Annotated in this window: 2 protein-coding genes; both read right to left on the minus strand. The window is 68.8% G+C overall.

Translation table 11 applies throughout. The annotated features are described in order from the left end of the window. Nucleotides 1-632 (minus strand): 3-deoxy-7-phosphoheptulonate synthase (locus tag I5I_RS13735; RefSeq protein WP_036320945.1); only part of this gene is annotated, 632 nt, incomplete at its 3' end. 51 nt (nt 633-683) lie between these two features. Next, the coding region (locus tag I5I_RS13740) for a lysophospholipid acyltransferase family protein (protein ID WP_148285566.1) at nt 684-1,085 on the minus strand (402 nt) is incomplete at its 5' end.

Below are 1,085 nucleotides of genomic sequence, written 5' to 3' on the forward strand. Positions count from 1 at the left end.
CTTGACGCTCGGTCGATCTCGGTTGCGAGACGCTCGTACTGCTGGTTGGCCGGGTTCTGCGCGAAGCCCTTGTTCCAGCTGTGCACCTCGCGAAGGTCGGCGAATCCGCCCTGCGTGAACGCGCGGATGAGGTTGATGGTCGATGCCGCCGTGTGGTACCCCTTCAGCAGGCGCTGCGGGTCTGCGGTGCGGGAGGCTTCGGTGAAGTCGTAGCCGTTCACGATGTCGCCCCGGTACGCGGGCAGGGTGACGTCGCCACGGGTCTCCGTGTCGCTCGAGCGGGGCTTGGCGAACTGGCCGGCCATCCGCCCCATCTTCACGACGGGCATCGAGGCACCGTAGGTCAGAACGACGGCCATCTGCAGCACCGTCTTGATGCGGTTGCGGATCTGCTCCGCGGTCGCGCCGGCGAAGGTCTCGGCGCAGTCACCGCCCTGCAGAAGGAACGCCTGGCCGGATGCCGCGCGCGCGAGGCGGTCGCGGAGGTTGTCGACCTCGCCGGCGAAGACCAGCGGCGGCAGTGTGGCCAGCTCCGCCGACACCGCGGCGACGGCATCCAGGTCGGTCCAAGAGGGCTGCTGCTTGATCGGGAGCGTGCGCCAGTGATCGAGATCGGCGTGCAGGGTGGGCATCCGCTCAGTCTAGTGGCGACCCGGACGGCGCGGATGCCGCATGACGACGGCTCACGCGCGCGCTGCGCGCTCCTTCACCGTGGACGCGTAGACGTCGTCGTACTGCTGCTCCCCCAGCCGCTGCAGCGCCACCATGATCTCATCGGTGACGGAGCGCAGGACGTACCGATCGGATTCCATGCCCTGGAATCGTGAGAAGTCGAGCGGTTCTCCGATCACCATGCCCACCCGGCCGACGCGCGGGATGGTGCGGCCGATCGGCATGACGGCGTCGGTGTCGACCATGACGACGGGGATGACCGGCACCCGTGCTTCCAGCGCCATGCGCGCGAGCCCGGTGCGTCCGCGGTAGAGCTTGCCGTCCGGGCTGCGGGTGCCCTCCGGGTAGATGCCCAGCAGGTCGCCCCGACCGAGCACCTGGACTCTAGAGGATCCCCGGGTCCGAGCTCGAAT

Origin of the sequence: Microbacterium sp. B24 (genome assembly GCF_000333415.1) — a bacterium.
Classification (GTDB): domain Bacteria; phylum Actinomycetota; class Actinomycetes; order Actinomycetales; family Microbacteriaceae; genus Microbacterium.